Source organism: Burkholderia sp. FL-7-2-10-S1-D7 (assembly GCF_001524185.1).
Classification (GTDB): Bacteria; Pseudomonadota; Gammaproteobacteria; order Burkholderiales; family Burkholderiaceae; genus Burkholderia; species Burkholderia diffusa.
In genome coordinates this window covers 90,528-113,749 of sequence record NZ_LOWY01000011.1, presented here as the reverse complement: position 1 = coordinate 113,749, position 23,222 = coordinate 90,528, and the positions used below count along the sequence as shown (strand labels likewise).

Genomic DNA, 23,222 nt, shown 5'->3' with positions numbered 1-23,222 from the left:
ATGAACATGGACGAGAACATCAGGATCATGCCCCGCGTCGCGCGGCTGCATGCGCTCGCGATTCATCCGTTGACGGTCTTCGGCAGCCTCGCGCTCGGGATCATGGCGGGCGTGCTGTGGCCGGCCGCCGCGCCGCAGTTCGACTACGTGGGCCAGGTGTACGTCGGCCTGCTGAAGATGACCGCGCTGCCATTCATGACGGCCGCCGTGATCTTCAGCCTGCAGCGACTGCTGCGCGATGGCAGCGCGTCGGATCTCGTGATGCGCGTGATCGCGATCTTCGGCTGTGCGTCGGTGTTCGTCGTGGCGGTCGGCGCGGTCGTGCTGGTCGCGATGCGGCCGGGCGAGCATCTGTCGAACGCGACGCTGAAGGCGTTCGGCGCGCTGGTCGGCAGCGACGGTGCGGCGAGCGACACCGTGATGACGCTGTACGGCTCCGATCCCGCGGAGAAGTCGTCGGGCCTTGCCGACATGCTGATCGCGCTGGTGCCCGGCAACTTCTTCGCGGCGCTCGCGAGCGGCGACACACTGAAGGCGCTGGTGTTCTCGCTGTTCTTCGGCTTCGCGTCGGGACGCGTGCCGGCGAGCATCTCGGCGGCGCTGAGCCAGACGCTGGAGACCGTCTATTTCACGTGCCAGAAGATCATGCATTGGCTTGCGTATCCGACGCCGATCGTGCTGTTCTGCGGCGGCGCGGCACAGATCGGCACGTCGGGATTCGGGCCGCTCGAGGCGATGGTCCGCTTCGTCGCCGCGTTCGCCGTCGTCGCGCTCGTGCTGATCGCGGCCGCGATCGTCGTGATCTGGAAGCGCTCGGGCGCGACGCTGGCCGGGACGCTCGCCGGGTTGCGCACGCCGTTCGCGATGGCCCTCGCCACGCGCAGCAGCGTGGCGTGCATGCCGAGCATGATCGAATGCCTGGCCGACGGCTTCGGCTTTGCCCGCGCGCGCGTCGAGTTGGTCGTTCCGCTTGCCGTGTCGCTGCTGCGCGTCGGGCCGATGGTGTATTACGCGAGCGCGACGCTGTTCGTCGCACAACTCTACGAACGGTCGCTTGGCCCCGGCGAGCTTTGCGTCGTGTTGGTCGCGTCGGTGCTCGCCGGATTCGCGTCGACGGGCACGTCGGGCGTCGTGACGGTGTCGCTCGCCGGCATGGTGTGCGCGGCGCTGCACTTGCCGTTCGAGGCCGCGTTGGTCTTGTTCGCGGCGATCGATCCGTTTTGCGAAATATTTCGGACGCTGTTGCTGGTGATCGGCAACGCAGCCGTCGTATCCGCGATCTGCGCGCGGCCGCCGCGCGCGTGAAGGAGGCATCATGGCGCTCGTCGGTGTACTGGGCGGAATGGGACCGCTGGCCACGGTCGACTTCATGCATCGCGTGATTTGCCTGACACGCGCGCGCTGCGATCAGGAGCACCTGCCGATGATCGTCGCGAACCTGACGCGAACGCCCGATCGCTCGCGCGCGATCATCGACGGCGGGACCGATCCGCTGCCGGCGCTGCTCGATGGCATCGGGCTGCTGAACCGCTGCGGCGTCGACGTGATCGCGATTCCGTGCAATTCGGCGCATCACTGGTATGCGCCGCTGCGCGAACACAGCGCGGCGCCGATTCTGCATATCGTCGATGCGTCGGTGGCCGCGTTGCCGGCAGGCGTGCGGCGCGTCGCGGTGCTCGCCACGGGCGGCACGCTGGTGTCGGGCTTCTACCAGGCGGCGCTGCGTGCGCGCGGGTTCGAGCCGGTGATGCCGGGCGTGGCCGCGCAGCGCGATATCGCCGCGTGCATCGCGGCGGTCAAGGCGGGGAAGATCGCCGCGTCGGTGCGGTGCCTGTCGCGCTCGCTCGCGGCGCTGGCAAGACGGGACGTGGGTGTGGCAGTGATGGGCTGTACGGAAATTCCGATCGCGGCGCGCGCGTTGCGCGATGCACCGTTCGCGCTGGTCGACAGCACGCAGGAGCTGGCGCGCGCGACGGTCGCCCATGCGGTCGAGCGCGGATGGGGGCGGGCGGTGTGACGCAACGGCGGGCGGCCCGCGCGCTTATGCAGCCATCCGCCTGAGCCATTCCGCCAGCCGTCTCGCGCCGTCCGGCATGTCCGCGTCCGCGCGCGTGCACAGGTAGTAGTCGCGCCCGTCGTCGAGCGCGTGGTCGAACAGCTTCACGAGTTCGCCGTTCGCCAGTTCGCGCTGGACCAGCGGCGCGCGCAGCAGCGCCGCGCCGAGATCCGCGCGTGCCGCGCTCAGCGTCAGTTGGCCGTCCTCGAACATCGGCCCCACCGCGTGCGACACGTGCCGCACGCCGGCGCCCTGCAGCCAGTTGACCCAGGCGCTGCGATCCTCGTCGTGCACGAGCGGCGCCCGCGCGAGATCGGCCGGTGTGCGGAACGGCCCGTGGCGCTTCAGGAACGACGGGCTGCACATGGGCACCATCGCGCCCGGCAGCAGCCGCTCGCAGCGGTAGCCGGGCCAGTCGCCGGTGCCGAAGCGGATCGACAGGTCGGACGCGTCGCTTCGATAGTTGCGGTGATGCGCATACAGCACGGTCACGTCGACATCGGTGTTGTCGGCGAGGAACGCGTGCAGCCGCGGAATGAACCAGCCGATGCCGAGCAGCGGAATCAGGCTGATCGTGATCTGCCGCAGCGACGACCGGTCGCGCACGAAGCGCGTCGCGCTGCGCAGCACCGAGAACGCGGCGCTGATCGAGCGGTAGTAGTCGCGCCCCTCATCGGTGAGCGCGAGCAGCCTGCCTTCGCGCACGGTCAGCGGCGTCTGGATGAACGCTTCGAGCAACTGCAGCTGGTGGCTCACCGCGGACGGTGTGATGTCGAGCTCGTGCGCCGCCGCGGTGACCGAGCCGAGACGCGCGAATGCCTCGAACGCGCGGACGGCGCGTAGCGGTGGATCGTGAGGCAATTGTTCGATATTTTTCATGTGTCGAATTTTATCGAAAAATCAGGGTGAACCACAACACGAAAATATCCTGTATTTACAGTGAATTACGTTATTGTGTCGGGAATGGCATAAGCATCCAACAATTGAGTATTTGGGGTGCCGATGATGAATATTTAATATTTTTCATGTTTTGAGCCAAATCACCGATCTCCGCACATGAAAATCGCTTTTCTTCCCGCCGGCCTCGCATTCTCCGCGGCCGCGCTGATCGCCGCCGCTCCCGCCTACGCGCAGTCCGCGCCGCTGACGATCCTGATCGGTCTCGCCGCGCCGCTCACCGGCCCGTCCGCGCGGATCGGCAAGGACTTGCAGAACGGCGCGCAGCTTGCGATCGACGACGCGAACGCGAAGCATCCGAGCATCGGCGGCAAGCCGGTCGTCTACAAGCTCGTCGCGGCGGACGATCAATCCGATCCGCGCACGGCCGTCGCGGTCGCGCAGCAACTCGTCGACCAGCACGTGATCGGCGTCGTCGGACACTGGAACACGGGCTGCAGCGTGCCGGCGTCGCGTATCTACCGCGATGCGGGCATTCCGCAGATCGCGCCGGCGTCCACCGGCCACCCGTACACGCAGCAGGGCTACGCGACGGCCTTCCGCATCATGGGTCACGACGATGCGGGCGGCAACTTCACCGGCGCCTATGCGGTGAAGACGCTGAAGGCGAAACGCATCGCGGTGATCGACGATCGCACGTCGTTCGGCGCGGGGCTCGCCGACCAGTTCATCAAGGGCGTGCAGGCGAACGGCGGCACGATCGTCGATCGCCAGTACGTGAACGACAAGACGACCGACTTCAGCGGCGTGCTGACCGCGATCAAGGGCAAGCGCGCGGATCTCGTGTTCTTCGGCGGGCTCGACGCGCAGGCCGCGCCGATCGCGCGCCGGATGCGCCAGCTCGGCGTGAACGCGCCGCTGCTCGGCGCCGGCGGCTTCGTGAGCCAGACCTTCCTGTCGCTCGCGGGCAAGGACGGCGACGGCGTGACGGCGCTCGAACCGGGCTTGCCGCTCGACCGGATGCCGGGCGGCAAGGCGTTCGACACGCAGTACCGCGCACGCTTTCACGCGCCGATCGAGCTGCACGCCCCGTTCGCGTACGACGCGGCTGCCACGCTGATCGCGGCCGCGCAGAAGGCCGGCACGACGCAGCCGGCGAAGCTGGTCGCGGCCGTGCACGCGATCGACCGGCCCGGCGTGACCGGCCGGGTTGCGTTCGACGCCGAAGGCAACCTGAAGGACCCGGCATTCACGATCTACCAGGTGCGCGGCGGCAAGTGGACCGTCGTCGACGTGCTCGGCGGTGCACACCCGGCAACGAAATGACGACGGAGACGAATCCCATGACCAACACGACACATGCATCCACGGCGGCACCCGAGGACACGCGGCTCGGCATCCTCGCGCGGCGCCGCATCGAAGCGGAAATCATCAAGCCGATCTACGAGTTCATGAAGCGCGAATTCGGCACCGAGCGCGCGCAGGCCGTGATCGCCGAAGCCGTGCGCGGCGCGGCCGTCGACGCGGGCCGCACGTTCGCCGCGCAGGAGCCCGACGGCACGAGCGTGCGATCGTTCGTCGCGCTGCAGGTGCTGTGGGAGAAGGACGATGCGCTCGACGTCGAGGTGCATCGCGCGGACGACACGCACTACGACTACGACGTGCATCGCTGCAGCTACGCGGAGATGTATCACGCGATGGGGCTCGGCGAGATCGGCCACCTGCTGAGTTGCGCGCGCGACAGCTATTTCATCCAGGGCTATGCGCCGGACATCGCACTCACGCGCACGAGCACGATCATGCAGGGCGGCAAGCGCTGTGATTTCCGTTATGCGCTGCAGGCGGCGCCGCGCGACGATGCCCCGGAGGCCGGCAATGCGTGACGATCTCGCGGGCGCGCCGCGCGTCGACGGTGCGCGGCTGTGGGCGTCGCTCGAACGGATGGCGCAGATCGGCGCGACGCCGAAGGGCGGCGTCTGCCGTCTCGCGCTGACCGACCTCGACCGCGAGTCGCGCGACCTGTTCGTGCAGTGGGCGCGCGATGCCGGCTGCACGGTGCGCGTGGACCAGATGGGCAACGTGTTCGCGCGCCGCGCGGGCCGCAATCCCGACGCCGCGCCGGTCATGACCGGATCGCACGCCGATTCGCAACCGACCGGCGGCCGCTACGACGGCATCTACGGCGTGCTCGGCGGCCTCGAGGTCGTGCGCGCGCTGAACGATGCGGGCATCGAGACCGAGCGTCCGATCGACGTCGTGATCTGGACCAACGAGGAAGGTTCGCGCTTTGCGCCGGCGATGATATCGGCCGGCGTGTTCGCGGGCGTCTATCCGCTCGAATACGGGCTGTCGCGCACCGACGGCGCAGGCAGGACGATCGGCGAGGAACTTGCGCGAATCGGCTACGCGGGCGCCGAGCCCGTCGGCGGCTATCCGGTGCATGCGGCGTACGAGCTGCATATCGAACAGGGCGCGATTCTCGAACGGGCCGGCAAGACGATCGGCGTCGTGACGGCCGGGCAGGGGCAGCGCTGGTACGAGGTGACGCTGACGGGCGTCGACGCGCACGCGGGCACGACGCCGATGGAATTCCGGCGCGACACGCTGGTGGGTGCCGCGCGGATGATCGAATTCGTCGATGCGCTCGGCCGTCGCCATGCGCCGCATGCGCGCGCGACGGTCGGGATGATTGAGGCGCGGCCGAATTCGCGCAACACGGTGCCGGGCGGCTGCTTCTTCACGGTCGAGTTTCGTCATCCTGACGATATGGTGCTCGACGAGCTCGATACGGCGCTGCGTGCGGAACTGGCGCGCGTCGCGGCCGACGCCGGCCTCGGTGCGCGGATCGAGCAGATCTTCACGTACCCGCCGGTGCCGTTCGCGCCGCGCTGCATCGACGCGGTGCGCGATGCGGCCCAGGCGCTCGGGCTGCCGCACATGGACATCGTGTCGGGCGCGGGTCACGACGCGTGTTACATCGCGCGCGTCGCGCCGACCGGCATGATCTTCGTGCCGTGCGTCGACGGCCTGAGCCATAACGAGGCCGAGGCGATCACGCCGGAATGGTCGGCGGCGGGCGCCGACGTGCTGCTGCGCGCGGTGTTGCGGAGCGCGCAGGAGCCGGGTGCGTGATGAGCGCGTGACGGGCGCGGCTTATTTGCCCGCCTTGCGCCGCGCCATATACGCGAGATACGCGACGATCTGGTCGAGTTCCCGGTCGCTCAGTTGATCGGTCGGGAACGCCGGCATCACGCGGCCCGGCCAGTCGCGCACCGATGCCGGGTTGCGGATGTAGCGGCGCAGCGCGGCGGGCTGGAAGTAGTCGACCGGATTCATCGGCGCGTTCAGGTCGGGGCCGGCATGGCTGCTGCCCGCGCCGTCGAGGCGATGGCACGCGAAGCATTGCGTGACGAACAGGCGCTGGCCCGCTCGGGCCGGATCGTTCGCCGGCAGCGTCGGATCGACGGCGAGCGACGGCCAGCGCGCGAGCGGCGACGATTCGATCGTGACGCGCACGATCTGATACGGCCACTGCTCGCCGCGCACCGACGACGCGTCCGGCCCGAGCCACACGAGATAGAAGGGCCCGGCGCCGACCTGCTTGCCCGGCAGCTTCGGCCACGGATGCGCCGGGTCCTCGATCGCGAGCCACGCGACGGCGCCGCCCGGCGCGCGGCGGCGCACGAGATCCAGCGGCAGTTGCGCGGCGAAACCGTCGGCTGCGCGTGTTTCGAGCACGCCGTTCGCGGGAAGCGGCGTGTCGCCGAGCAGGGCGGCGAACGGCACCGCGCGGAACGTCATCGGCCGGCCGTACGCAATGTCGTGCGGCACGTGGATGTCCGTTGCGTCGACGCGCGCGAGCAGCGCCTGGCGCGTCAACACTCGAGGCGTGCCGTCGGTCTCGAGTTCGAGCGCGTCCTGCGCGGACGCGCGCGTCGCGATCAGGCACACCGTCATCAGCAACAGCGAAAACCACCGGCGCTTCAGCATTCGTTCTCCGTGGGGGCGTACCGGCGGCGGCAGGGGGCGAGCACGCGGCCGATGGATGGAATCGGGCGACAGTCTATCCGGTACGGGCGCCGCTGGCGACTTCGACGCGGGGTCGGCGCAGTGGCAGGGATCGCGCCGGCTGGCGGGAGCGTGCGGGGCTATCGAGTTGCCTGACGCGAGAGGGATCGTGTTGCGCGATTCGGCCGGCCGCTCAATCTCACGGGGCGTCCGTGCCGGTCCGGACCCGTTCGCGTTGCCGTCAATGCGTCGAACACTGCGCGTCGGCCTTCGGCAAAGGCGTTTCCCGTGCCGTATCGAAATCGGCCTCGCGCGTCCCGGATGGCGTCAGCGACACGAAATGCATCGTCCCACCGCGTGCCGTGAACCCGGCGATGCCGGTCGTGCCCCACGGAATCGGCGAGCGCTGCGCGCCGCTCACCGACATGCCGGTTGGCGAAAGCGCTAGCGTCAGCAGCCGTCCGTCGCGCGTCGGCACATACGCATGCGTGCCGTCGACGCCGATCCCGGATTCCCGCACCGACGCCGGCAGGCAGTCGAGCGTCGCGAGGCGGCGGCCGTCCGGGTCGATCAGTGTCGCGACGCCGCGATTGTCCGCCGTCGTCGTGACGACGACGAAGCGGTCGATCGCCGGCACGTAGGCGGACGAATACACGTAGTACTGGATCGCGTCGCTCAGCGGCCCGAGCTTGTCGAGCTTCGCCGTGACCGGATCGAACATCGCGTATTCGAGCGTCGCATCCGTGCTGCCCTCGATGTATTTCTGCCAGACGAGCAGCGCGCGGTGCGGCGAGCCGGCGACCACGGGCCACCATTCGCGGTGGTGCGGCGCGACCGGCACGTGATTCAGCACGCGTCCGTCGGCATCGTAGGTTTTCACGTAGACGCCGTTGCCGGTGCCGAGGTTGTCGACGCCGCCGCCGTCGATCCAGTCGGTCGAATAGAACACGACGAAGCGTTCGCCCACCGAGGCGACATGCCCGGAGTGACCGCCCGCCTCGACGTCGTTCGGGTAGGGCTTGATCGGCTTGAGGTCGCGCCGATAGACGCCATAGCGCTGGCTGACCTCCTGCGGCGTATTCCAGCCGTCCTCGAACGTGACGAAGATGTCGCCGCGCGGATTCTGCGCGATCGACACGGGCTCCTGCGCTTCCGGACGGCTGATGAATGGATGGACGCGCAGCAGGCGCGGCTTGCCCGGCAGCCATTCGCCGACGTACACGTCGTGCGGCCAGTTGCCGTTGCGCAGCGCGCCGCGCGGCACGATGCCCGAACTGCTGAAGAACACCCAGCGCCGGCCGTCGCCGGCGTCGGCGACGCCGATTCCGTGCATGAAGCGCCGCGGGTCGCCGCTGTCCTGCGGCGATGCGGGCGCCTGCACGGTGACGGTGTGCACGACCGGCGTGCCGGCAATCGCGCGTGTCGGTGCCGCGACGGCGCAACACGCGCCGCAGAGTATGGTCGCGACACGCCACGCGGCGGCGCGCCCGCGCGCATGCGAGCGCACGGTGGCGACCTGCGTCGTGACCGGCCGTTGCATCATTCGACGGTGACCGATTTCGCGAGGTTGCGCGGCTTGTCGACGTCGGCGCCGCGCGCGCACCCGACGTGATACGCGAGCAGCTGCAACGGGATCACGTTGACGATCGGCGACAGCGCGTCGCCCGATTCGCGCACGCGGATCAGGTGCGTGTCGCGGTCGGCGTCGATCTCGAGATGATGGCCCGCGAGCACGTACAGCCGTCCGCCGCGTGCGCGCACCTCGGCCATGTTGGACTTCAGTTTCTGGAAAAGGCGATCGTCCGGCGCGATCGTCACGACCGGCATCGCGCTCGTGACGAGTGCGAGCGGGCCATGCTTCAGTTCGCCGGCCGGATAGCCTTCCGCATGGATGTACGACACTTCCTTGAGCTTGAGCGCACCTTCCAGCGCGATCGGATAGTGAATGCCGCGCCCGAGGAACAGCGCGTTCTCGGTGCGCGCGAACTTGGCGGCCCAGCCCATGATCTGCGTTTCCAGGGCGAGTGCGTGACCGATGCGCTCTGGCAGTTCGTGCAGTTTCTTCAGGTGCATCGCGACATGCGCCGCATCGAGCCGGCCGCGTTGCTGTGCGAGCGTCAGCGTCAGCACGAACAGCGCGACGAGCTGCGTCGTGAACGCCTTGGTCGATGCGACGCCGAGCTCGATGCCGGCGCGTGTCAGGAAGCTGAGTGGCGCGCTGCGCGCGATCGAGCTGGTCGCCACGTTGCAGATCGCCATCGACAGATCCTGGCCCATCGCGCGCGCACGCTCGATCGCGCCGATGGTGTCGGCGGTTTCGCCGGACTGCGAAATACCGACGACCAGCGTGCGCGGATCGGGCACGGTGTCGCGGTAGCGGTATTCGCTCGCGATCTCGACCTGTGCCGGAATGCCCGCGATGCTCTCGAGCCAGTATTTCGCCGTCAGGCCCGCGTAGTAGCTGGTGCCGCAGCCGAGCAACAGCACGCTCCGGGTCTTCGACAGCAGCGCACGCGTGCTGTCGCTGCCGCCGAACAGCGCGGGCGAGATCGTGTCGATGCCATCGATCGTGGCGGCGATCGCCTTCGGCTGTTCGAAGATCTCCTTCTGCATGAAGTGCTGATACGGGCCGAGCGCGGCGTCGTTGTCGCGCGCCTTGACCAGGCACAGCGGACGCTGTACCTCGCTCCCGATCGCGTCGACCACGTCGATGCGGTCCGGCGTGATCAGCGCGACGTCGCCGTCTTCCAGGTAGACGAAGCGGTCGGTCAGGTCGCCGAGCGCCGCGCAGTCCGACGCGAGGTAGTTCTGTTCGGCGCCGATGCCGATCACGAGCGGCGAGCCGGCGCGCGCGGCGACGAGGCGCTGGGGCTCGCGCGCGCTCAGCACCGCGATCGCATACGCGCCGTGCAGCCGCTTGGCGGCATGCCTGACCGATTCGAACAGGTCGTCGCGATAGAGGCTGTGGATCAGGTGTGCGATCACCTCGGTGTCGGTCTCGCCGCGAAACGTGTAGCCGCGCGCCTTCAGTTCGGCGCGCAACGCATCGTGGTTTTCGATGATCCCGTTGTGCACGACCGCGATCGTGTCGCCCGACATGATCGGATGCGCGTTCGTTTCCGACGGCGCGCCGTGCGTCGCCCAGCGCGTGTGCGCGATGCACGTCTGCGCTTCGAGGCCCAGCGTCAGCACGCGGTCCTGCAGGTCCGCCACGCGCCGCAGCGTGCGTTCGCTGCGCAGGCGGCCTTCGTCCTGCACGGCGATGCCGCACGAATCGTAGCCGCGATACTCGAGTCGGCTCAGTGCATTGACGAGTTGCGGCACCTGATTGTTCAGGCCGCTTGCTCCGACGATTCCGCACATGATTCACCTCGTCTAAAGGAAGTTGCCGGCCGACGCACGACACGCGACGGCGCGAATTCAGGAGCGGTGTCGCGTCGCGCGGCACGCATCGCGTCCGGCGCGGCGCGTCTCCGCTGACTTACTCGCGGGGCTGCGGCCCCGCGTGGGCTACCCATTCGATGCCGGAGATCGAGCCGTTCGCGTCATGCGACGCGACGAGAATGCGCGTCGTGCGCCGCGCGCCGCGCCGGTGGGCGCCCGCGAGCGCGGTCGGCGGCAGCGAGCGCATCTTCACGCTGGCCGAGCGCCGCAGCATCTTCGATACGCGCAGCCGGTACGCGAGCGGATGCACGACGCGTCCCGCGATCAGCCACGTGACGATCGTGCCGGCGATCAGCGCGATGCTCGTCACGTAGAACACGATCTGCTCGATCGGCATCTCGGCCTGGTTGAACGGCAGCAGGTAGCGGTACGTATAGATGCAGATCGACGCCCACACGCCTCCGACCAGCGCGGGCCGCACGAGGCGGAACCACACGACGAGCACGGGCCCGACGACGCTGCCGTGTTCGGCGATCAGTTCGCTCGGGGCGCGCAGGGAAAGGTCAATAATCGGTGCGTTCTTCATGTTGAATGCCTCGGTCGGGACTGATCCAGACGGCGCGCTTGCCGCGGCCCCGCAATACGACGGCGGGCAGGGCGACGACGGTGGTGATCATGCTGATCAGCCAGAACGCGACGGGGTACCAGACGGTGTCAAGGAAATACATCAGGAGTTTTTCGTCGTAACGACGATCGATCATGCTGCCGACGATCAGCTGCAGGATGCAGGTCGCGACCAGCAGCATCCCGTGCCAGTGCGGCACCACGGACACGTGCCAGTTCTGCGGAAGCGGGTAGACGATGTCGACCAGCGCGAGCAGCAGGATGAACGACATCGAATAGGCCCACGCGATGCCGATCAGATACTCGACGAACAGCGGCCACATCATCATCTGCGTCGGTCGCGCGAGCGTGCCTGCGTACTTGAGCAGCACCTGGATGCCGCCCTTCGCCCAGCGCAGCCGCTGCCGGTAGAGCCCCTTCAGCGTCTCGGGCATCAGGATCCAGCTGAGCGCGTGCGGCTCGTACACGACGCGCCAGTCGCGGCACTGCAGTTTCCAGCTGATGTCGATGTCCTCGGTCAGCATGTCCGAGCTCCAGTAGCCGACATCGGCGAGCGCGGTCTTGCGGAACATCGTGATCACGCCCGACACCGTGAAGATGCGGCCGTACACCTGCTGCGTGCGCTTGATCAGCCCGACGATCGACGAGAATTCGCCGACCTGCATGCGCCCCAGCAGCGACGTGCGCGTGCGGATGCGTGGGTTGCCGGTGACCGCGCCGACGCCCGGATCGGTCAGGAAATGCTCGAGCATCCAGCCGATCGCGTCATGTGCGAGCAGCGCGTCGCCGTCGATGCAGAGCAGGTATTCCGCATTCGATACCGCCGCCGCGGTGGTGAGCCCGACCGCCTTGCCTTCGTTGCGCGCGTGATGGATCACGAGCAGCCGCGGAATCTCGACGGCCAGCTCGTTGAGGATCTCGCCCGTGCGGTCCTTGCTGCCGTCGTTGACCGCGATGATGTCGTAGTTCGGGTAGTCCATCGCGTTCAGGTGGCGGATCACGCTGCGCGCGTTCGCCGCCTCGTTGAAGCACGGCACGACGATCGAGATCTTCGGGATGCCGCTCGCCGCGATCGTGCGCGTCGACAGCTCGCGGCCTTCCTCGAGCAGGAAGTAGTGAACGACGCCGCCGATCATCCACAGGTACGACATGAAGAACGGGTAGTAGAAGACGAAATCCTGCAGGCGCTGGATGATGTTGTGGGTGGTCATGGCGTCTTGGTTCCCTGCGCATGCTGCATCTGCATCAGCGCGTTGATCGACGTCGGATCGAGGCGCGACTTCAGCGACATCACGTCGCGCATCGCGTCGAGCTCCGGCAGGCCGTTCAGGAAGTTGTCCGGGTAGTAGCCGAAATTCACCGCGCCCTCGCTGCGCAGCCGCTGCATCTGTGCGAGCAGCGTGCGGGCCGGCACGTCCTTGTGCGCGTGCCAGTCGTACGACTGCAGCTCGAACACGGTGCGCTGCAGGCCGCGCTGCTTCGCACGGACGGCGCGCACGAGCTGGTCCAGCCAGCCCTCGGGGTCGTTCGCCTGCTCCATGTACGGCATCGCCATCAGCGCGACGTAGTCGTAGTTGGCAAGGAAATCGTCGTAGTTCTGCGCGTACCAGGCTTCCGACTCGGGCTTGAGCACCGGCATCGCGAAGATGTTGCGCGCGCTCAGCACGTCGCCCACGTTCTGGTGCGCCAGCACGATCTGTTCGAGCTGGTGCGTCAGGTCGATCAGGTAACGCGATTTCTGGCGCGTCCAGCGTTTCATCAGGTCGGGGTTCTCGCGGATCTTGCCGACGTCGGCCGGCAGCCCCCATTGCGAATAGGTGTGCAGCGCATGCCGGCCCGCATCCTCGTAGTCGTCGAGCACGGCGTCGTCGCTGAACAGGATGCCGCTGAACGACGCGTACTTGCTGAGATCCTCGTAGATCTGCTGGATCATCAGCCGCGCTTCCGGATCGAACGGGCTCAGCCGGAACACGCGCGTGCCGTTCTCGCGGGCCGGCGCGCCGCCGTATGCGCTGACGGCCTCGAGGCCCTGACGCTTGTCCGGCGGCGGCCGGAACGCGAGCACCGGCATCCACGCGTACACCTGCACGTTGGCGCGCGTGCTCAGCTGCCACGCGGCGCGCGAGAACAGGTCGGCGCGCATCGGCAGGTGCCGATTCGGGAAATACACGGCTTCGGCCACGCCCGTGCCTTTCGGGTCGGCATAGGCCTGCAGGTACACCGATTTCGGCTGCATCCGGTAGATGCGCTCGATCAGCTTTCCGAGATTCACTTCCTGCCGCGCGGGATCGGGATCGTAGACCTGGTCGAGATCGACCTGCACGATGCGCTCGGGCACGTCGACGTCGCCGCGGTTGGACGCCGGTTCGCGCATCGAGCGCTCGAACCCGCCGATGTCGACGTCGTACATCATCAGGATCCGCCTCAGCCGGTCCAGCGGCACGTCCGGCGTATTCGGGCCGGCATCGAGGCTGAACTGGATGTCCATGCCGAGCGACGTCGATATCTTGCGCACGGGCTGGTTTTCCGCGCCGTATGGCCACACCATCGAGCGTGCAACGATGCCGGTGCGTTCGCGGATCTGCCGCACGCATGTCTGCAGGTCGTCGTGCACGCGTGCTTCGAATTCGGCGTCGGTTTCATAGCGCTTCTCGTTCTGCAGGTAGAGGTGCGACGTGGTCGCCGGCAATTCGTTGCCTTGCGGATTCGCGACCGCGCCGTGATGGAGGTTGTGGGTGTGGCAGCCGAGCTCGACGAGGTGCGATTCGCCGAGCTTCTGCACCTCGTCCCACGACATGAAGTAGTCGCGCGGCACCTGGACCTTGTCGCTGATGCGGATCGGCGCATCCAGCGGCGCATCGATCCACGCGGTGACGATGCCCATCACGGCCGGATACTTGAAGCGTTCGAGCAGCGGCAGCACTTTCGTGTAGTGGCTGCGGTAGCCGTCGTCGAACGTGAGGAGCACCGCGCGCGGCGGCAGCGGTTTGCCGCCGTGCCGCGATTCCTCGATCTGCCTGACCGTGATGGTGTGGTAGTTGTTGGTCTGCAACCATGAAAAGATCGCGGTCAGCGTGCCGGTGTCGACCGCGAACGGGTCGACCATCGCCGACGCGGCGGAAAACGACGCCATCAGGTTGTCGCGCACGTCATGCATGCAGATCACGCGAAACGTCTTGCCGTCGGCCGGGTCGGACGGCGGCAGCAGGTCGATCATGCGGGCGTTCGACACGCCCGGGAACAGCGAACAGGCGGCGAACGTGCCGAGGCATCCGCACATGAAGGTCCGTCTGGTTTGCATTCGCGATCTCCTTGCTAGAACGGCAGGTTGACCGACATGAAGCCGGTTTCGGAGCGCTCGCGCTGGCCGTCGTACGCGTGGCTGCTGACCTCGACGCCATAGCTCAGCGTGATGTCGTGCTTGAACGTCCACGCGTGCTCGAGGCGCGCGCTCCACAGCGGGCTGGTGCCGAAGCCGCGCTCGTTGTACGCGCCGCCCGACACCGATATGCGTTGCTGCAGCCCCATGTCGCCCTTCTTCCACAGCGTCAGCTGGTGCATGACGGTCGCCGCGGCCGCGTAGTCGCGGCCCGGGCTGAAGTAGGGCGCGTCCTGGCGCGTGTTGCTGTCGGTGCCGAGGTCCAGCGATACGTTGACGAGCTGGTTGGCGGTCGTATACACGCGCTGCGTGGCGGTTGCCGAGATCTCCTGGTGCAGGTTCGAATCGCTGTAGCGGCTCACGCCGTAGCTCAGCTTGACCTCGCGGCGGTCGTTCTGCCTGTATACGACCGAGACGTTCGCGGAGCGGCCCCAGATGTGCGCGGCATACGCCTTCCACGGCAGCGAGTTGTCGTTGGTGTCGAGCCCGGCGCTGACCGTCCAGTAGTCGTTCAGCGCGTACGCGATGGACCCGCGGCCGCCGGTCCGGCCGTCCGAGCCGAACGAGCGCGTGACTTCGCCCTGCACGGTGAGCGGCCCGTGCCGGTAGTCGCCGCCGACGCCCGTGCGCGTGCGGCTGACGTTGCCGGAGTCGGTCTGCGCGTGGCCGAAGAAGGTGTGCGAGAAGACGCGCCAGTTGTCGCCGAACGGTTGCGAGTACACATAGCTGTCCGACGTGAAGCTGTTGTCGGCCAGCGCGCTGTTGCCGTGCTCGTAACTCAGGTCGGTCGTGAACACGGGGCTGCGGTATGCCTTGTAGTCGCGCTTGAAACCGCGCACGGCGCCGCTGTCCGGAAAGACGTCGTCCACGGTCTGGTCGACGTACTTCGCGGTCGCGTAGTCGTCCGCCACGAGCGCCGCGCGGCCGAGGCCCGCCAGCATTTCGACGCTGTCGGGGTGGTCGGTCAGCGAAGCGCGATACATCGCGATCGCCTGGCGCGGATGCGCCTGGCCCGACACCGCGTCGGCATGCGCGGCCCGGACCTCCGCGTTGAACGGCACCTGCTGCTCGAGCTGCTCGAGCGCGGCGATCCCTTCGTCGACGCGGCCCGTGTAAATCAGGTATTGCGCGCGCAGCCGGTAGTAGCGCAGAAAGTCGCTTTCTTCCGGACCGTAGTTGCGCACCTCCTTGGCCGGCGGCAGCGACTTGCCGATGTCGTCGAGCACCTGCTGCGCGTCCGCGGCGCGTCCCTGGTCGACGTATGACCAGAACAGCCCTTCGCGCAGTTCGATCGGACGCGTGCGCGCGCCGTACTGGAAGCCGCGGGTCGCGCGGTCGGTCGGCGCCGCGGTCGCCTGCTTCAACGCGCGCTGGTACACGGCGTTCGCCTTGGCCGGTTCGCTCAGGTAGAGGTAGGCGTCGCCGACGGCCGCCAGCGCGTCGATCGAGATCTCCGCGTCGGGCGGAATCGTCTCGAACGTCGCGACGGCCGTCTTCATGTCGCCGCGCGCCGCAAGGGCGACGGTGCGGTCGCCCGCGAGCGCCGTCCTGACCGGCGAATAGTCGGGCGTGGCCGGCATCCGCTTGTCGAGGTCGTCCGCCGCGCGCAGCGCGCTGTCGAGGCCGTCGAAGCGGTCGGAACTCGTCATCGAGCGGGATTTGTCACGTCCGCCGCGCACCTGCTGGCGAATCGCCAGTTCTTCCAGTTGTGCAACGTCGACGGCGGAGAACGCATCGGGCCGTGCCTTCGCTTCTTCGAGCGCCTTGATCGCGCCGCCGCTCGCCGCGAGGCCGAACACGTCGTTGCGCACGGTCGCGACGTCGGCGGTCCGCAGATTCGGCGCCTGCGCATTGGGCGCTTCGACGTCGGGGCCTTGCGATCGTTGCGTCGGTTCGCCGGGCAACTGGGCGCCGGGCGTCTGTGAATTCGGCGCCTGGGACGACGGGGACGGTGAGCCCGGCATCGGGGTTCCGGAGGCCTGCGCGGTTTGCGTCGGTGCAGTCGGCGGCGTAATGGTTGCGGCCTGCGAAGGCTGCGGTGGCGGCTCCGGCGTGTGCGCGTCCGGGGCGGGTGAACTGGACGCAAGTGTGCCGGACGTTGTCGCGGTGGTTTGCACTGGCGTTTCGGGCGGCTGCGGGTTCGCGGCCTGCGCGATCCCGATCGGCGCGTCCGATGCATGCGCGACGGGGGCCGGCGTGTTTGACGGCGCGGTGTCGGATGCCTGGGCCGGCTGCATCGCGGCACTCGGCGTCGGTTCGGCCGGTGGCGGCCTGCCTGCCGGCGCGGTATCGGTCGCCTGGGCGATCGGGATCGGCGCGCTCGACGGCTGCGCGCCCGGCGCCGGTTCGCTCGGCTGCGCGACGTCCGGGTCCACCACGACCGTGGTCGGCATCGTCTGCGGTTGCGCATCCGACGCCTGCGCGATCTGCATCGACGCATCCGATGCCTGCGCGATCGGCGTCGGCGCTTGCGGGGGCAGGGCGCTTCGACCCTGGGCGACCTCCCGCGCCGCCGCCATCGGTTGCATGTCCGACGGCAGCGTGTCGGGCGCGCCGCGGGCCCCGGCGATTTCGCTCGTGCCGCCCGGTTCCGCATCGCCTTCGGCGGCAAGGCAGGAGCCGGACGCAACGAGCAGCAGCAGCAATGGCGCATGCAGGAGGATCCGCCGGTTGGGCGGAGCGGCGATGGTGCATTGTTGTCTACGATTGTTGGCCACGATGCTCCTCACTTTGAAACGATCACATCGGTTGCACGCCCGGCGACGCCCGGTTCACAGGCGATTGCGGATCGCTTGTCCGAGCAGCGCGCGCGATTCGCTGTTCGTCGGGTCGATGGCGAGCGCGCGGCTCGCGTTCTGCTCCACGCAATTCCATTCGTCGATCCGTGCGCACCAGCGCGCCCGGGCCAGTGCGCGTGCGCCTTCCAGTTCGCCGTGCGTGACGCTGGTGGCCTCCATGTGCGCCGAATCGGCGATATACGATTGCGGCTGCCGTCGCGGCGTGCGGTCGGTGTGTTTTTCCATGCGCGCCAGCGTCTGCGAACGCGACGTCCGGTACGTGTCGCCGGGGCGCGCCGCGCGGCCGCTGGCCGATGCGGCGTGCGCGCTGGCCGCGAGCGTCGTGGACGGCACGTGCGCGGGATGCGGGTGTTTCGCGGCGGCGCGGGCGGTCGTTCGTGGCGGCACGGTCGATGTTGCCGACGCATACCGCGTACCCGGCACGGCAGGCGTAACCGGCTCGGCCTGCGCGAGGGTCGACGCCGCGCCGGAGGCGCTGGCCGTCGCAGTCGCGATGGCGTTGCGATACTTTCCGACAGCGGTGCCGATCATGTCGGCAATGTCGTGCGTCATGGTTGCATGGCCGACTCCCGCGTCGCGCTGGACGTACGCAAAGCCGCCGAAGATCGCGGCAAATGCAACGATGCTGAGCGCCGCATTCTTTCCGGGGCCCCAGGCAGGTTTCGGCTGACGGTTGGGCGAGCCGTCCGGTCGTTCTGCACGAGTCATTCAATCCTCCTCGATTCGACGGATTGCAATGCACGAAGCGAGCACGTGCCATCGCCACGCGGATTCGACTGACCTTCACCACCGCAACTGCGTGGTGAGTGCGCCCGTTTCGACGACCGCGAACTGGGTGGCGCCCTGATAAGTCCCTTCGACCCGATAACTGGCATCGGGTACGCTGAACAGACAGCGCGGCCCCGTTGCCTTGAATTCGACGAGCACGCGTCCATGCCGTCGCAGCCGCACCTGCACGTTCGACAGCGGTTGCCCGCTGGCGCCCGACACGAACGAAACACCGAGGTTGTAAGGACGGCCATCGGGGGGAAGCGGCGCGGTACCGTCGATTCGCGCGTCGCCGCAGATATACGAAATCACGTATCGGCCGGAGCCGGGGTCGGACGCGGGTGCCGGGGCCTGGGTCTGTGCCACGGCATTGATGCAGAGTGCGGATACGACGATGCCGAAGAGCGGGCGAGCATGCTGTTCAAACGGGGAAGACATTGCAACCTCCATCCGAAATCGCTGGCAGCGTATTTATTCAGATTTGAAATTGGCGACGTTCTTTTCGCGACACGGTATTGATACACGATGGATTTTGAACAAACAACCGCGTGTGGCTCGAATGGGACATGCTTTAAATGTCTTATTTAAATAGGATTGTTGATGATTCGATAAAATGAATTGAGACTGAACAAAGTCGATATTGCCGGACATGAAATTTGCTCACCGGTCGAGATGACCATTTCGCAAATTTACGACGTAAGTGGTATCGAATTTTGTGCCGAAAAATAACGACTGATAAAAGGAAGAATTGCCTCCGTCATTGAGGCTTCGCGATGAATTCGGGCGCGTACGGTCAGGTAAATCGAAAGGGCTGGTATGACGTTTCTGGCGAGAATGTCGTCACATGAAAATAGAAACTTTTGATATGTTGTGTAACAGGGTATTTCCGTCATGCGAGCCGGCAATTCACCGGGATTCGCAAACGTTTGGCATTATTGCGGAATCGATCGAGCGTGCGGAACGAATATTGAAGACGAAGCGGGATCAAAGAATGCTTCGCCATCGCGAAAATGGAATAACGGAGCGCCGCGCGAATGGCATCCGCGCGGCGTTCCGGCGAGTCGGGCGATGAGGGAACGGTGAAGGGCGTTACCGGCTGCCGCCGGCGCTGCGGCGCGCGATGCGCACGGCCGGCTCGATCGACTGCCCGGGCGCACGCGTGCCGTCGGCCGCGACGCGCGGGCGGTTCATGATGTAGGTCCACAACTGTTCGGCCGCGAGCCCGCGCTTGCGCGCGGACCGGTACAGGCGAATCTCGAGCTCGGTGATCCAGTCCGCCGAGCCCGCACGAACGAGCGAACCATCCGCGAGCTCCTTCGCCACGCAGCTTTCGGGCAGCCAGCCGATGCCGTGCCCGGCCACGACCATCCCCTTCAACGCCTCGGACATGTGCGTCTCGAAGCACCGGTGCAGCGCATACGATTCCGACGCATTCAGCAGCAGCATCTCGACGACGTTCCCGAGGAACGCGCCCGACGAATACGCGAGGAGCGGCAGCGGCGCGTCCGGCGTGCCGGGCAGTTCGAATACCGGCTTGCCGCGTGCGTCGGGCGTCGACACCGGCAGGATTCGCTCGACGCCGAGCGTGACGAACGGGAAGTGGTTCGGATCGAGCACGATCGGCAGTTGCGGATGGTGATAGCCGAGCAGCAGGTCGCATTCACCTTCGACGAGTTGCTGCACGCCTTCGGGCACGTTCACCGCGTTTACGCGCGCGGTCACGTGGCCGACTTCGCCGTTCAACTGCTTGAGCCATTCGGGGAACAGCGTGAACACGAGCGTATGCGCGACGGCGAAGCGCACCACCTGGTCGCTTGCCGCGAACTGGTCGTAGCCGTTCACGAGGTTGCGTGCCGCATACATGCTGCGCAGGATGTCCGCGGCCAGCCCGCGGAACATCTGTCCGGCCGGCGTCAGCGTGATCGGGTTGATGCTGCGGTCGACCAGTTTCGCGTCCATCCATGTTTCGAGCGCGGCGATTCGTCTGCTGAATGCCGACTGCGTGAGGTGCCGATGACGCGCGGCCCGGGAAAAGCTCTTGGTATCCGCAAGGCTCAGGAAATCTTCCAGCCACTTTGCTTCCATGTTGATCTTCGCTTTTTATAGTCGGCGCCGGAACGCGGCGGCGCCATTTCACTGAACCGCTTTGGTAGCGTACCGCGCCTCGCGCATCGGGGCCGATGTTTTTTTTCGATTGGTGTCAGTCGAAATATGCATGGGCGTTGTCGGCGGTATTACGGCTACATACGGTTGAGGTGCCGGACCCGGCTAACTGGTTAGTTCACCGCGTCGAACTGCCCGACTTGCCGCAGACGGTACTTCCCCCCAGGGCCGGCCGCGCACCTGCGCGCGCCGGCTCGCCTTTCCGCTATTCCGCCCGGGCAACCGAAGGAATGTGGCGCAATCCCCGTCGCGGTGCAGGGCGGGCCGCCGCAACGGGTCGCCGATGCCGCGTCGCGCTTCGCTGCGGTGCGGCAAGACCGGGCGGGAAGGTGGCGGGGCGCGGGCGACCGCACGGCGGCGGGAAGCCCTGCCGACGCGGGCGCGGAACCGCTGCCGGCCGGCAGCGCGGTAATCGAGGAGGCCGCCGGGCGGGGAAGGAATGGTGCAGTGCAGATTGCACAGTCGTGACACGCAGGGGAACTATGTTTGACAGGCGCGGTGCAGCAGAGGCCGTGTGCGGGCATGGCACGCCTCTGGCGCGTCCAGTGTCGTGCGCATCGCACCATCATGGTGCGGCATGCCGCGGGGGCGTGCCGGCTGCGCGACAAAGGGGGGAACCTGAGGGGATATCGCAAGGCACGTTCCTTGCAAGGCAAGTCAGTACGCCGGTCCGGCATGCGCAATGCCGGGGAAAACGATCGATGGAGAAAAGATCGATGAAGCCATTCGATGAAATGCTGCAATCCGGCGACATGGTGAGGGCGCCTTACGCGCGCCTCAAGCAGTGGCTCGACACGCAGAATCCCGCGAGCCTCGCCCAGAAAGCTCACGACGCGGAAGGCGTGTTCCGCAGGACGGGCATCACGTTCGCCGTGTACGGGGACGCGCAGGCCGCCGAGCGGCTGATTCCGTTCGATATCGTGCCGCGGATCATCTCGGGCGCGGAATGGAGCCGGCTGTCGCTCGGCATCGAGCAGCGCGTGATGGCGCTCAACGCGTTCCTCGACGACATCTACCACCGTCAGGAGATCGTGCGCGCCGGCATCGTGCCGAAGCACCTGATCGCGCACAACGAGGCGTTCATCCCGGAGATGATTGATTTCCGGCCGCCCGGGAACGTTTACACGCACATCATCGGCGTCGACATCGTGCGCACCGGCGAGAACGAGTTCTATGTGCTGGAGGACAACGCGCGCACGCCGTCGGGCGTGTCGTACATGCTGGAAAACCGCGAGACGATGATGCAGCTCTTCCCCGAGCTGTTCCAGCAGGTCAAGGTGCGCCCGGTCGAGACCTATCCGCAGATGCTGCGGCAGTCGCTCGCGGCCGTGTGCCCGCCGGGCGGCAACGCCGACAACCCGACCATCGCCGTGCTCACGCCCGGCATCCACAACTCCGCGTACTACGAACATTCGTTCCTCGCCGACCAGATGGGCGTGCACCTCGTCGAGGGCAGCGACCTGCAGGTGGTCGACGGCCGCGTCGCGATGCGCACCACCGAAGGCTTCCGACCGATCGACGTGCTGTACCGCCGCGTCGACGACGCGTTCCTCGATCCGCTCACGTTCCGCCCCGATTCGGTGCTCGGCGTGGCCGGGATCATGGACGTCTACCGCGCCGGCAACATCACGATCGCGAACGCGCCCGGCACCGGCATCGCCGACGACAAGGCGATCTACTCGTACATGCCGGAGATCGTCGAGTTCTACACGGGCCGCAAGGCGCTGCTGGAGAACGTGCCGACCTGGCGCTGCGGCGAGGCCGACAGCCTGAAATACGTGCTCGAGCACCTCGACGAACTGGTCGTGAAGGAAGTGCACGGCTCCGGCGGCTACGGGATGCTGGTCGGTCCGTGTGCATCGAAGGCCGAACTCGAGGCGTTCGCCGCGAAGTTGCGCGCGCGTCCCGCGAACTACATCGCACAACCCACGCTGGCGTTGTCCACGACGCCGATCCTGACCGAAGCCGGCCTCGCGCCGCGCCACGTCGACCTGCGGCCGTTCGTGCTGGTGTCGGACCGGATCCGCATCACGCCGGGCGGGCTCACGCGCGTGGCGCTGCAGGAGGGATCGCTCGTCGTCAACTCGAGCCAGGGCGGCGGCACCAAGGACACCTGGGTGCTGGCCGACTGAGCCGGGCACGACCGCGCGCGCCGCAGCCGGCGCGCGAACCGAACGAAGACGGAGTGGACACGAGATGCTTCTGGGACGAACTGCGAGCGGTCTCTACTGGATGTACCGCTATATCGAGCGCGCGGAGAACATCGCGCGCATCGTGGATGCCGGGCTGCGGATGGCGCTCACGCGCACGTCCGACGCGCCGGCCGAATGGTCGTCGGTGCTGGTCAGCTCGGGCGCGGACGACGGCTATCGTCAGAAGTACGACGCATATGCCGCCGATACCGTGACCGACTACCTGCTGCGCGACCGCGACAACCCGTCGAGCGTGCTGTCGTGCATCGAGGCTGCGCGCTCGAACGCGCGCATGGTGCGCACGGCGCTCACCCGCGAGGCGTGGGAAAGCGTGAACGGCGCGTGGCTCGCGCTGCGTCACGCGCTCGCGCAGCCGGTGCCGGAGAGCGGACTGCCGGCCGTGCTCGACGGCGTGAAGCGTGAAACCGCGCTGATCCTCGGCAGCTTCTACAGCACGATGCTGCGCAACGAGATCTTCGATTTCGCGCAGATCGGCGCGTTCGTCGAGCGCGCGGACAACACCGCGCGGATCATCGACGTGAAATACCACCTGCTGCTGCCGTCAGTGTCGCACGTCGGCACGATCCTCGACAACTACCAGTGGGAGACGATCCTGCGCTGCGTGGCCGCGCACCGGTCGTACCGCTGGGTGTACGACGTGCAGTACAAGCCGATGAACATCGCCGACTACCTGATCCTGAACGGCCGCATGCCGCGTTCGCTGCGCTATTGCTACGGGCGCGTGGTGTCGAGCCTGAACCTGCTCGCGAAGGATTACGGCGTGACACACCCGTGTCACGACACGGCCGCGAAGATTCTGCAGATGCTGTCCGACACCTCGGTCGAGCGGATCTTCAAGAGCGGCCTGCACGAGTTCCTGACCGACTTCATCGGCCGCAACAACAGCCTCGGGATCGATATCGCCCAGGCCTACAACTTCGACTGAGACTTGC

General features: G+C 67.2%; 18 protein-coding genes. 7 read left to right on the top strand and 11 right to left on the bottom strand.

Annotation, left to right across the window (positions count from 1 at the left end; genetic code table 11):
- Positions 1-1,305 carry a dicarboxylate/amino acid:cation symporter gene (locus WS75_RS03285; RefSeq protein ID WP_059679143.1) on the top strand — a complete coding sequence of 435 codons (1,305 nt, stop codon included), beginning with the start codon at positions 1-3 and terminating at the stop codon, positions 1,303-1,305.
- 10 nt (positions 1,306-1,315) lie between these two features.
- Positions 1,316-2,017: an aspartate/glutamate racemase family protein gene (locus tag WS75_RS03280; protein ID WP_059679142.1), complete on the top strand. Its 702-nt coding sequence runs from the start codon at positions 1,316-1,318 to the stop codon at positions 2,015-2,017.
- Positions 2,018-2,041: 24 nt separating this feature from the next.
- On the opposite strand, the gene WS75_RS03275 is transcribed toward WS75_RS03280, so the two are convergent.
- On the bottom strand, positions 2,042-2,935 hold the full coding sequence (locus tag WS75_RS03275) for a LysR substrate-binding domain-containing protein (protein WP_059679141.1): 894 nt from the start codon (positions 2,933-2,935) through the stop codon (positions 2,042-2,044).
- Between the two features lie 177 nt (positions 2,936-3,112).
- Here WS75_RS03275 and WS75_RS03270 point away from each other — a divergent pair, with 177 nt between their 5' ends.
- The 3 genes from WS75_RS03270 to WS75_RS03260 are packed head-to-tail and all read left to right on the top strand — an operon-like array spanning position 3,113 to position 6,085.
- Positions 3,113-4,279, top strand: a complete 1,167-nt coding sequence (locus tag WS75_RS03270) for a branched-chain amino acid ABC transporter substrate-binding protein (protein WP_059679140.1) — start codon at positions 3,113-3,115, stop codon at positions 4,277-4,279.
- A gap of 17 nt (positions 4,280-4,296) precedes the next feature.
- A complete protein-coding gene (locus WS75_RS03265) occupies positions 4,297-4,836 on the top strand; it encodes an L-2-amino-thiazoline-4-carboxylic acid hydrolase (protein ID WP_059679287.1) in 540 nt (179 codons plus the stop codon).
- A complete protein-coding gene (locus WS75_RS03260; protein WP_059679139.1) occupies positions 4,829-6,085 on the top strand; it encodes a Zn-dependent hydrolase in 1,257 nt (418 codons plus the stop codon). The genes WS75_RS03265 and WS75_RS03260 overlap by 8 nt, the downstream gene beginning before the upstream one ends.
- Before the next feature lie 21 nt (positions 6,086-6,106).
- On the opposite strand, the gene WS75_RS03255 is transcribed toward WS75_RS03260, so the two are convergent.
- The 10 genes from WS75_RS03255 to WS75_RS03210 all read right to left on the bottom strand — a co-directional run bounded on the left by WS75_RS03255 (position 6,107) and on the right by WS75_RS03210 (position 19,999).
- The gene (locus WS75_RS03255) at positions 6,107-6,943 is read right to left on the bottom strand and encodes a c-type cytochrome (protein WP_059679138.1); all 837 of its coding nucleotides are present in this window, start codon (positions 6,941-6,943) and stop codon (positions 6,107-6,109) included.
- A gap of 259 nt (positions 6,944-7,202) precedes the next feature.
- Positions 7,203-8,501, bottom strand: coding sequence for a hypothetical protein (locus WS75_RS03250; protein WP_082729492.1), 1,299 nt, complete (start codon positions 8,499-8,501; stop codon positions 7,203-7,205).
- Positions 8,501-10,324 (bottom strand): glutamine--fructose-6-phosphate transaminase (isomerizing), encoded by a 1,824-nt coding sequence (gene glmS / locus WS75_RS03245; RefSeq protein WP_059679137.1) that lies wholly within the window; start codon positions 10,322-10,324, stop codon positions 8,501-8,503. Before glmS ends, WS75_RS03250 begins: the two co-directional genes overlap by 1 nt.
- A 118-nt stretch (positions 10,325-10,442) precedes the next feature.
- Positions 10,443-10,931, bottom strand: a complete 489-nt coding sequence (locus tag WS75_RS03240) for a hypothetical protein (RefSeq protein WP_059679136.1) — start codon at positions 10,929-10,931, stop codon at positions 10,443-10,445.
- Positions 10,909-12,180 carry a poly-beta-1,6-N-acetyl-D-glucosamine synthase gene (gene pgaC, locus WS75_RS03235; RefSeq protein ID WP_059679135.1) on the bottom strand — a complete coding sequence of 424 codons (1,272 nt, stop codon included), beginning with the start codon at positions 12,178-12,180 and terminating at the stop codon, positions 10,909-10,911. The genes WS75_RS03240 and pgaC overlap by 23 nt, the downstream gene beginning before the upstream one ends.
- Complete coding sequence (pgaB, locus tag WS75_RS03230) at positions 12,177-14,270, bottom strand: poly-beta-1,6-N-acetyl-D-glucosamine N-deacetylase PgaB (RefSeq protein ID WP_059679134.1); 2,094 nt, start codon at positions 14,268-14,270, stop codon at positions 12,177-12,179. The genes pgaC and pgaB overlap by 4 nt, the downstream gene beginning before the upstream one ends.
- A gap of 14 nt (positions 14,271-14,284) precedes the next feature.
- Entirely contained in the window at positions 14,285-17,065 is a 2,781-nt protein-coding gene (gene pgaA, locus WS75_RS03225) for a poly-beta-1,6 N-acetyl-D-glucosamine export porin PgaA (protein WP_059679133.1), read from the bottom strand.
- Between the two features lie 54 nt (positions 17,066-17,119).
- Positions 17,120-17,854: a hypothetical protein gene (locus WS75_RS03220; protein WP_059679132.1), complete on the bottom strand. Its 735-nt coding sequence runs from the start codon at positions 17,852-17,854 to the stop codon at positions 17,120-17,122.
- 75 nt (positions 17,855-17,929) lie between these two features.
- Positions 17,930-18,352 (bottom strand): hypothetical protein, encoded by a 423-nt coding sequence (locus WS75_RS03215; RefSeq protein WP_059679285.1) that lies wholly within the window; start codon positions 18,350-18,352, stop codon positions 17,930-17,932.
- Between the two features lie 651 nt (positions 18,353-19,003).
- Positions 19,004-19,999 carry a LysR substrate-binding domain-containing protein gene (locus WS75_RS03210; RefSeq protein ID WP_059679131.1) on the bottom strand — a complete coding sequence of 332 codons (996 nt, stop codon included), beginning with the start codon at positions 19,997-19,999 and terminating at the stop codon, positions 19,004-19,006.
- Positions 20,000-20,793: 794 nt separating this feature from the next.
- Between WS75_RS03210 and WS75_RS03205 the strand changes: the two genes are divergently transcribed.
- Both WS75_RS03205 and WS75_RS03200 read left to right on the top strand, forming a co-directional pair.
- Positions 20,794-22,209 carry a circularly permuted type 2 ATP-grasp protein gene (locus WS75_RS03205; RefSeq protein WP_059679130.1) on the top strand — a complete coding sequence of 472 codons (1,416 nt, stop codon included), beginning with the start codon at positions 20,794-20,796 and terminating at the stop codon, positions 22,207-22,209.
- 64 nt (positions 22,210-22,273) lie between these two features.
- Complete coding sequence (locus tag WS75_RS03200) at positions 22,274-23,215, top strand: alpha-E domain-containing protein (RefSeq protein ID WP_059679129.1); 942 nt, start codon at positions 22,274-22,276, stop codon at positions 23,213-23,215.
- Positions 23,216-23,222 lie beyond the last annotated feature (7 nt).

Bases quoted from the DNA above. Each gene is read 5' to 3' on its own strand.
- WS75_RS03270 (WP_059679140.1), top strand. From the start codon at position 3,113: ATGAAAATCGCTTTTCTTCCCGCCGGCCTCGCATTCTCCGCGGCCGCG.
- WS75_RS03220 (WP_059679132.1), bottom strand. From the start codon at position 17,854: ATGACTCGTGCAGAACGACCGGACGGCTCGCCCAACCGTCAGCCGAAA.
- WS75_RS03200 (WP_059679129.1), top strand. From the start codon at position 22,274: ATGCTTCTGGGACGAACTGCGAGCGGTCTCTACTGGATGTACCGCTAT.
- WS75_RS03265 (WP_059679287.1), top strand. From the start codon at position 4,297: ATGACCAACACGACACATGCATCCACGGCGGCACCCGAGGACACGCGG.
- pgaC (WP_059679135.1), bottom strand. From the start codon at position 12,180: ATGACCACCCACAACATCATCCAGCGCCTGCAGGATTTCGTCTTCTAC.
- WS75_RS03285 (WP_059679143.1), top strand. From the start codon at position 1: ATGAACATGGACGAGAACATCAGGATCATGCCCCGCGTCGCGCGGCTG.
- WS75_RS03275 (WP_059679141.1), bottom strand. From the start codon at position 2,935: ATGAAAAATATCGAACAATTGCCTCACGATCCACCGCTACGCGCCGTC.
- WS75_RS03250 (WP_082729492.1), bottom strand. From the start codon at position 8,501: ATGCAACGGCCGGTCACGACGCAGGTCGCCACCGTGCGCTCGCATGCG.
- WS75_RS03210 (WP_059679131.1), bottom strand. From the start codon at position 19,999: ATGGAAGCAAAGTGGCTGGAAGATTTCCTGAGCCTTGCGGATACCAAG.
- WS75_RS03215 (WP_059679285.1), bottom strand. From the start codon at position 18,352: ATGTCTTCCCCGTTTGAACAGCATGCTCGCCCGCTCTTCGGCATCGTC.
- WS75_RS03255 (WP_059679138.1), bottom strand. From the start codon at position 6,943: ATGCTGAAGCGCCGGTGGTTTTCGCTGTTGCTGATGACGGTGTGCCTG.
- glmS (WP_059679137.1), bottom strand. From the start codon at position 10,324: ATGTGCGGAATCGTCGGAGCAAGCGGCCTGAACAATCAGGTGCCGCAA.
- WS75_RS03240 (WP_059679136.1), bottom strand. From the start codon at position 10,931: ATGAAGAACGCACCGATTATTGACCTTTCCCTGCGCGCCCCGAGCGAA.
- WS75_RS03260 (WP_059679139.1), top strand. From the start codon at position 4,829: ATGCGTGACGATCTCGCGGGCGCGCCGCGCGTCGACGGTGCGCGGCTG.
- WS75_RS03205 (WP_059679130.1), top strand. From the start codon at position 20,794: ATGAAGCCATTCGATGAAATGCTGCAATCCGGCGACATGGTGAGGGCG.
- pgaB (WP_059679134.1), bottom strand. From the start codon at position 14,270: ATGCAAACCAGACGGACCTTCATGTGCGGATGCCTCGGCACGTTCGCC.
- WS75_RS03280 (WP_059679142.1), top strand. From the start codon at position 1,316: ATGGCGCTCGTCGGTGTACTGGGCGGAATGGGACCGCTGGCCACGGTC.